An 8,001-nucleotide genomic window follows, 5' to 3' on the forward strand; every position below is an offset into this window, starting at 1 on the left:
ATTAGCGTACTTCTGCACCAGCTGCTGCCAATGCTTTTAATACTTTATTGTGCGCTGCGACTACTTCTTCGTCTGTTAATGTACGCTCTGGGTCGAAATAAGTTAATGAGAAGGCTACTGATTTTTTACCAGCCGTCATTTTCTCCCCTGCATAAACATCAAATACTTTTACTTCTTTCAATAAAGAAGTTCCTGCACCTTTAATAATGCTTACTATTTCACCAGCTGGAGCTGCTACATCCAATTCTAATGCGATATCACGACTCATTGCCGGGAAGCGCGGAATCATAGAATAAACAAGCTCCTCTTGTGTAGCACTTAAAATGGCATTTAAGTTCAATTCAGCCACATAAGTTTCTTTTACATCAAATGCTTTTTGTCCTTGTGGATGAAGCTGGGCAATGACACCCACTTTTTCGCCATCTAATAAAACATCAGCTGTACGACCAGGATGTAAGCCGTCTACTTGCGCTTTTGCATAGCTTACACGAGATGTTAAGCCTAATTTTGCAAATACTGCTTCAACAATACCTTTTGCAACGAAGAAATCAACATTTTTCTTTTCGCCCTGCCATGTATTATCAATCCATTTACCTGTTAATACAAGTGCTAAGTGCTCTTCTTCAAATGGTAGCTCTTCAGCAGTTTGTCCAAGGAATACTGAACCAATTTCGTATAATGCTACTGTTTCCGCTTGACGGGCTACATTATAGCTTGCTGCCTCTACTAAGTGAGGAATTATGCTTTGGCGTAATGTTGAACGTTCTTCAGACATAGGCATTAATAATTTTGTCGTCTCTTCAGCTTTTAATGCAAACTTTTGAGCGTGCGCTGCTGAAGTTAATGAGTAAGTTACCGCTTGATAAAGACCGGCACCTTCCATAACATTGCGTACGATACGGCGCCCCGCTTGATATGGCGTTAAGCGGCCAACTTGCTCACTCGCCGGCAAGCTTACAGGAATCTCGTCATAACCGTACATACGTGCGATTTCTTCCACAATATCTTCCGGAATTTTAATATCCTGGCGTCTTGTCGGAGCATCAATGATCAATAATCCATTGGCTGCTTCCACATCAAATTTTAAACGCTCTAAAATAGAAAGCATATCCTCTAGAGAAATCTTCATACCTAAACGACCGTTAATAAAGTCAGGTGATACAACAACACGAGCAGGTGATTTATCCAGTTCATCCACTAGCACTGTACCATCCAATACTTCACCGCCTGCTAATTCAGCAAGCAGTTGTGCTGCACGTTCTGCTGCAGGAAGGACACGATTCGGATCAACACCTTTTTCAAAGCGTGCAGAAGAATCCGAACGTAAACCAATTTCTTTAGAAGTACGACGAACAGATGCCGGATTGAAGTAGGCTGATTCAATTACTACTGTCGTTGTAGCATCCGATACTTCTGATTTAGCGCCACCCATTACACCTGCAACCGCTTCTGCTTCTTGACCATTTGTAATGACAAGATTATGGCTTGCCAATTTACGTTTCTGATCATCAAGCGTCGTCATTGTTTCGCCGTCACGAGCCATTCGCGTAACGATTTCACCAGTTGCTAATTTCTCATAGTCAAACGCATGCAATGGTTGACCGTATTCCATTAATACGAAGTTCGTAATATCGACAACGTTATTATGCGGACGCACTCCTGCAGACATAAGCGCATGCTGCAGCCATAACGGCGATTCTTTCACTTCAATGTTTCTTACAACTTTCGCTGCGTACATTGGGTTTGCTTCTTTATCTTCTACCGTTAGTTTTAAAACGTCTTCCGCTTTTTCAGTTGAAGCTGTATAATCGATTTCCGGTAATTTTACATCTTGGGATAAAATCGCAGCTACTTCATAAGCAACACCAAGCATGCTCATTGCATCCGAACGGTTTGGTGTTAAACCAAGCTCCAATACTGTATCACGTAGGCCTAATACGTCTAACGCGTCTGCACCGGGAGTTGAATCTGCCGGTAATATATAAATCCCTTCAGCATAGGCTTTTGGCACAAGACGGCCTTCAATGCCCAGCTCCTGAAGTGAACAAATCATTCCGTTTGATTCCTGGCCGCGTAATTTTGCTTTTTTAATTTTAATGCCGCCTGGCAGTTTTGCCCCTGGACGCGCTACGATGACTTTTTGACCAGCATCGACGTTTGGTGCGCCACATACGATTTGTTGAAGCTCTTCTTCCCCAACATCCACTTGGCATACATTTAATTTATCTGCTTCCGGATGTTTTTCTTTTGATACAACATGACCAACAACAACATTTGACATGCCTTGTGAACGGTCGATTACTGCATCAACTTCAATCCCCGCACGCGTAATCTTTTCTGCTAATTCATTTGCTTCCAAAGAAGAAATGTCTACATACTGACTTAACCATTTTAATGAAACTAACATTTATATTGTCCTCCTTCTTACACTTCTGCCTGGTGGAATTGTGATAAGAAGCGTGTGTCATTTGTATAGAAATGACGAATATCATCCACACCGTATTTTAACATTGCGATACGTTCTGCACCGATACCGAAAGCGAAACCTGAAAGCTTAGTTGAATCGTAGCCAGCCATTTCAAGGACATTCGGGTGTACCATACCTGCTCCTAGAATTTCGATCCAGCCAGTATGCTTACATACATTACAGCCTTTACCTGAGCACTTATGGCAAGATACGTCTACTTCTACAGATGGCTCTGTGAATGGGAAGAATGATGGGCGCAGACGAATTTCGCGTTCTGCTCCAAACATTTTCTTCGCTAATGCATCAAGTGTTCCTTTCAGGTCGGACATGCGAATATTTTCACCGATCACAAGGCCTTCAATCTGCATGAATTGGTGAGAGTGTGTTGCATCGTCTGTATCACGTCGGAATACTTTACCTGGGCAAATAACACGGATTGGTTCGCCTTTTTTGGCTTCCATTGTACGTGCCTGAACTGGTGATGTATGGGTACGCAATAATGTTTCTTCGGAAATATAGAATGAATCCTGCATGTCACGAGCCGGGTGACCTTTAGGCAAGTTCATTGCTTCGAAGTTGTAGTAGTCTTTTTCTGCTTCCGGTCCTTCTACGATTTCGTAGCCCATTCCTAAAAACAGGTCTTCGATTTCTTCGATTACACGCGTTAATAGGTGTCGGTTTCCTGCACGTACTTTTGCGCCTGGTAACGTAACATCGATTGATTCGCTTTCAAGCTGTGCTAAAATAGCGGCTTCTTCTAATACAGCAACCTTCTTCTCAAGTTCGGCTGTTACATTTTCGCGTACAGTGTTAACTAAGGCACCCATTTTCGGGCGTTCTTCAGCAGAAAGTTTCCCCATTCCTTTTAGTAGGTCCGTGATTGGTCCTTTTTTACCTAAGTACGCAACACGAACGTCGTTTAATGCTTTTAAATCCGTAGCATCGGCAATTTTGGCTAATGCTTCTTGTTCCAATTGCTTTAATTGTTGTTCCATTTACAAAGTCCTCCTTAATAAAATCCAGCGACATAGTGCCTGTTCTGAAACCGTTGCTTTAACAAATTTACATATACGCACTATAATAATCACTATTTTTGAAAATAAAAAAACCTCGTCCCCTAAGAAAGGGACGAGGACGAGTTTCGCGGTACCACCCTAGTTATTGCATAAAGCAATCACTTCATTGGAGCTAACGACTATGTCTAGCCGGCAATCCTTTCACCACAAGTGGATCCCGGATGCTGCTCGCGGGGTGAACTTCACTATACAATTTGTTAGCAAGCTTTCAGTCATTGGCTTGCATTCCCTAAAACAAATGTTGTATACCTACTCTTCCCGGTCAAAGCATTTCGTAATATATTCTCCAACTAGTCTAATGTATTTTCATACTTTTTTCAACTAGCTGGAGCCATTTTAGTAAATTACATATCCCAAAGCAGGATTAACAATGTTCCTAAAACCGTCATTACTACTAAACCGACACCATAGAAGATGTTTGAGTAGATTGCCCATTTGTCCTTTGTTTCGCCAGCGTGCATGAATACCATAAACTGTAGTCCTGCTTGAATGAATGCTGTTACTAAAAGGATGATCATGCCAGTTGAGAATGACATGTCTGTGAAGTAAACAAGCATTGCAATTACTGTTAAAATGAGTGAAAATACAAAGCCCATAATTTGGCCGATTGGAAAGAACTTAGCCATAGATTACATCATTCCTTTCAAGTAAATGAAACTGAAGATGAAGATCCAAACAACATCCAGGAAGTGCCAGTAAAGCGAGAAGATAAATGTCTTACCAGCTGTAACTGAATTCAGACCACGTTTGGCGATTTGAATCATAAGGAAGATACCCCAGAATAAACCGAATGTTACGTGAAGACCGTGTGTTCCTAAAGTTGTTAGCAATATTGATGTGAAGGCACTTACAGTAATGCCTGCACCAATGTGTACATAGTGCACAAATTCATAAATCTCAACAGCCAGGAATGACGCACCTAACAGCAATGTAATAGCCATAAATGACATCGTCGCCTTTTTACTGCCAAGACGCATCGCATGGATTGCCAAACCGATTGTGAAACTTGATGTTAATAAGATAAATGTCTCCATTAGTACTGGAGTGATTTCGAAAATCTCGGCACCTGTTGGACCACTGCCTGTACGATCCACAAGCGTGAAGTACGATGCGAATAATGTACCGAATAACATAATCTCCGCGCCTAGGAAAGTCCAGAAACCAAAGATTTTCAAATTGTTTTCCTCAGTAGAATACTCTAAAGGAACATTGTTATTTACTTTACCCATTATTTCGCACCTCCTTTTTTCTCATAGCTTTTCTCTTTTTCTTCCACTTCATGTTTATGGATATGGTAGCCATGGTCGTCCTCAAGAGAACGGTAAGCCATACAAGCTAAAATTCCGATTAAGCCGAAGATTGCCAAGTACCACATACTGAATACTAAAGCGAAACCAGCGATGAAGAAGAATACTGCCAATACAAATGTTTGACCTGAGTTATTTGGCATGTGAATATCCTGGATTTCACCTTTGAATAATTTCGTGCCATTTTTCTTAGAATCCCAGAACGCTTCTGAAGTTGAATCAGTTACATCTGGCGTAATTGCAAAGTTGTAGTTTGGAATTGGCGTATGTGTCGCCCACTCAAGACCACGTGCATCCCATGGATCTGATCCGATGTCGCGCGGAGAGTTTTTGAAGCTGTACCAAATATTCCAAACGATCATTAAGAATGAAACAGACATAATACCAGCACCGATGAACGATACCATGTTTAGCGTACTGAATCCTGTTGACTCTGAGAATGTATACATACGACGCGCTTGACCGTCTAAACCAGTAATATACATTGGAATGAACGCTAAAACGAAACCGATAGACATTACCCAAACTGTTGCTTTACCAATGCGTTCGTTTAACATGAAACCGAACATTTTTGGCCAGTAGAACGTTAAGCCTGCCAACATCGCGTAAACAACACCAGGGATGATTACGTTATGGAAGTGGGCTACTAAGAACATTGTATTGTGGTATTGGTAGTCAGCTGCCGACATCGCAAGCATAACCCCTGTTACCCCACCAAGCGTAAATAAAGGAATGAAATGCATTGCATACAACATTGGTGTTGTAATAACAATTTTCCCTTTATAAAGCGTGAATAACCAGTTAAAGATTTTAACCCCTGTCGGAATCGCGATTGCCATTGTTGTAATCGAGAAAATCGAGTTCGTTAATGCACCTTGACCCATTGTGAAGAAGTGGTGTGTCCATACAGCGAACGAGAATACTGAGATTAAAAGCATTGACCATACCATTGAAGTATAGCCATATAAGTTACGACGAGCGAATGTCGAAATAACTTCCGAGAAAATACCGAATGCCGGCAAGATTAAAATATATACTTCAGGGTGACCCCAAACCCAGAATAGGTTGGCCCATAGCATATCCATACCACCGTTGCCGATCGCAAAGAATTTTGTATCAAATAGACGATCCATCGTACCCATAGCTAAAGCTACTGTTAATACCGGGAACGCGAATACGATAATTAAGTTCGAAATAAGCGCTGACCAAGTGAACATTGGCATTTTGAATAATGTCATACCTGGCGCACGCATTTTAAAGATTGTCGTAATGAAGTTGATACCTGTCATTAACGTACCAAGACCCGCGATTTGCAGCGAGATCATGTAATAGTTCGTACCAACATGTTGGCTGAATTCGTTACCTGCCAACGGGAAGTAAGATGTCCAGCCTGCATCTGGAGAACCACCAACGATGAATGAGATGTTGAATAATCCCATACCCATGAAGAATAACCAGAATGCCAAGTTGTTTAAACGCGGGAACGCAACGTCACGCGCCCCGATTTGCAATGGTACTAAGAAGTTGAAGAAGAATGTAATGAATGGCATTGCCATGAATAAAATCATGACTACTCCGTGAGTTGTAAATACTTCGTTATAGTGTTGCGCATCCAAGAAACCGTTATCTGGAACAGCTAATTGCAAACGCATCATTACGGCATCGACACCGCCGCGGAATAGCATTACTAAAGCCACGACTAAATACATGATACCGATTTTTTTATGGTCAACAGTTGTAATCCATTCACGCCATAAATAGCCCCATAATTTAAAGTAAGTAACTACTGCTACTAACGCGATGGTTCCTAAAATAATAGAAGCCATTGCGATATAAATTAATGTACTAGGGTGTGGAACTGCAAACTGTGCAAAAAATTCCGACATAGTAGTAACTCCTTTCAAAAGTGCTTACTTTCAAAAATTAATGTGAAGAGTGATCCTCTTCTGTTTCTTCATCTGAAGAATCGTGGTAGTGCTCCGGAGCTGGTGAGAACTCAAGATGTGTACCAGTATAAGTTGATTTACCAAGATGTCCTGGCTCTAATAATTCGTCAAACTTCTCTTCTGTTAATGGTTCAGCCGTTTCGTGAACTTCTGTTACCCATTCATCAAAGTCTGCTTGCGTCATTGCTGTTACATCAAAAATATTTTCTGCTGTGCCGCGACCAGAGAAGTTCGCGTTACGACCCCAGAACTCGCCCGGGTTATCAGCAGCTAAGTGCAATGTTGTAACCATGTCTGCCATCGCATATTTCTGACCGCCAAGTTGCGGAATCCAGAAACTTGTAATCGGACCATATGAATATAATTTAAATTCAATTGGTCGATCTGCAGGAATGTATAAGTAGTTTACTGTTTCAATACCTTGTTCTGGATAGCTGAAGTGCCATTTCCAGTTAGATGAAGATGCATAAATTACTAATGGCTCCTCATTGTCATAACCTTCTGGTGTGTTTTCAACGATGTAGTTACTCTTAACCGAAACAAACGATAAGAAAATAACGATGATTACAGGAATACCAATCATAATTGATTCTACAAGCCAATGTCCGTGTATATGCGGTGGCTCATAATCTGGATTTTGTTTGGATGCACGGTATTTGAATAACATAAATACCAAAATTGCTAATACCGTAAGAACAATCCCTGACATTAAGTAAATTAACAACATTGTGTCATCGGCTTGTCTTTGAGCTTGAGGGCCTTTAGGATCTAAAACTGTTAACTTGTCGTTACAGCCTGCTAAAAAAATAGCACCTAGCCCCATGAAAGTGAGTAATTTTCCCTTCAGATTTACTTTCATAGTTGGACTCCTTTCCAATTAAATAGAGCTTGTTAGAACTGACTTAAGCGCTTTCATCTGAAACTGAAAATAAAATAATGGAAATTGTGCATATTCAAATGAATAAATTCGCTTTTTAAACTTTTGCACTATGCATATAGTGGAAAATATAAAGAATATTCCCTCAATCCAATTTTTCTATGCATAAAATTTAGATTGAATCCCATAAATATCAGTTTGCACAATATTTGCGAAAGCATTATTTTATTTTTTTGTGTGACAACTTAAGGCACCCCCTCTGTTAGGATAGATGTCGTACCGAGCTAACGTGATATGATTAAGTAAAATACACGGAGGTCGAGACGAA

General features: G+C 40.7%; 6 protein-coding genes and 1 other annotated feature. All 6 genes read right to left on the reverse strand.

The features are described from left to right. Position 1: 1 nt before the first annotated feature. Entirely contained in the window at positions 2-2,407 is a 2,406-nt protein-coding gene (gene pheT, locus ACTHOQ_RS03450; RefSeq protein ID WP_440494267.1) for a phenylalanine--tRNA ligase subunit beta, read from the reverse strand. A 17-nt stretch (positions 2,408-2,424) separates the two neighbouring features. Further along, entirely contained in the window at positions 2,425-3,462 is a 1,038-nt protein-coding gene (pheS, locus tag ACTHOQ_RS03455; protein WP_440494268.1) for a phenylalanine--tRNA ligase subunit alpha, read from the reverse strand. 126 nt (positions 3,463-3,588) lie between these two features. After that, positions 3,589-3,818: a binding site (T-box leader), on the reverse strand. A 69-nt stretch (positions 3,819-3,887) separates the two neighbouring features. Beyond that, positions 3,888-4,169, reverse strand: a complete 282-nt coding sequence (qoxD, locus tag ACTHOQ_RS03460) for a cytochrome aa3 quinol oxidase subunit IV (protein ID WP_440494269.1) — start codon at positions 4,167-4,169, stop codon at positions 3,888-3,890. 3 nt (positions 4,170-4,172) lie between these two features. Next, a complete protein-coding gene (gene qoxC / locus ACTHOQ_RS03465) occupies positions 4,173-4,772 on the reverse strand; it encodes a cytochrome aa3 quinol oxidase subunit III (RefSeq protein ID WP_440494270.1) in 600 nt (199 codons plus the stop codon). Beyond that, positions 4,772-6,736 carry a cytochrome aa3 quinol oxidase subunit I gene (gene qoxB, locus ACTHOQ_RS03470; protein WP_440494271.1) on the reverse strand — a complete coding sequence of 655 codons (1,965 nt, stop codon included), beginning with the start codon at positions 6,734-6,736 and terminating at the stop codon, positions 4,772-4,774. The genes qoxC and qoxB overlap by 1 nt, the downstream gene beginning before the upstream one ends. Positions 6,737-6,773: 37 nt before the next feature. After that, positions 6,774-7,655 (reverse strand): cytochrome aa3 quinol oxidase subunit II, encoded by an 882-nt coding sequence (gene qoxA / locus ACTHOQ_RS03475; RefSeq protein ID WP_440494272.1) that lies wholly within the window; start codon positions 7,653-7,655, stop codon positions 6,774-6,776. Positions 7,656-8,001 lie beyond the last annotated feature (346 nt).

The organism is Solibacillus silvestris (assembly GCF_051967575.1).
GTDB lineage: Bacteria > Bacillota > Bacilli > Bacillales_A > Planococcaceae > Solibacillus > Solibacillus silvestris_B.

Excerpts from the sequence above, each read along its gene's own strand:
- pheT (WP_440494267.1), bottom strand. The coding sequence starts at position 2,407 with ATGTTAGTTTCATTAAAATGGTTAAGTCAGTATGTAGACATTTCTTCT.
- pheS (WP_440494268.1), bottom strand. The coding sequence starts at position 3,462 with ATGGAACAACAATTAAAGCAATTGGAACAAGAAGCATTAGCCAAAATT.
- qoxD (WP_440494269.1), bottom strand. The coding sequence starts at position 4,169 with ATGGCTAAGTTCTTTCCAATCGGCCAAATTATGGGCTTTGTATTTTCA.
- qoxC (WP_440494270.1), bottom strand. The coding sequence starts at position 4,772 with ATGGGTAAAGTAAATAACAATGTTCCTTTAGAGTATTCTACTGAGGAA.
- qoxB (WP_440494271.1), bottom strand. The coding sequence starts at position 6,736 with ATGTCGGAATTTTTTGCACAGTTTGCAGTTCCACACCCTAGTACATTA.
- qoxA (WP_440494272.1), bottom strand. The coding sequence starts at position 7,655 with ATGAAAGTAAATCTGAAGGGAAAATTACTCACTTTCATGGGGCTAGGT.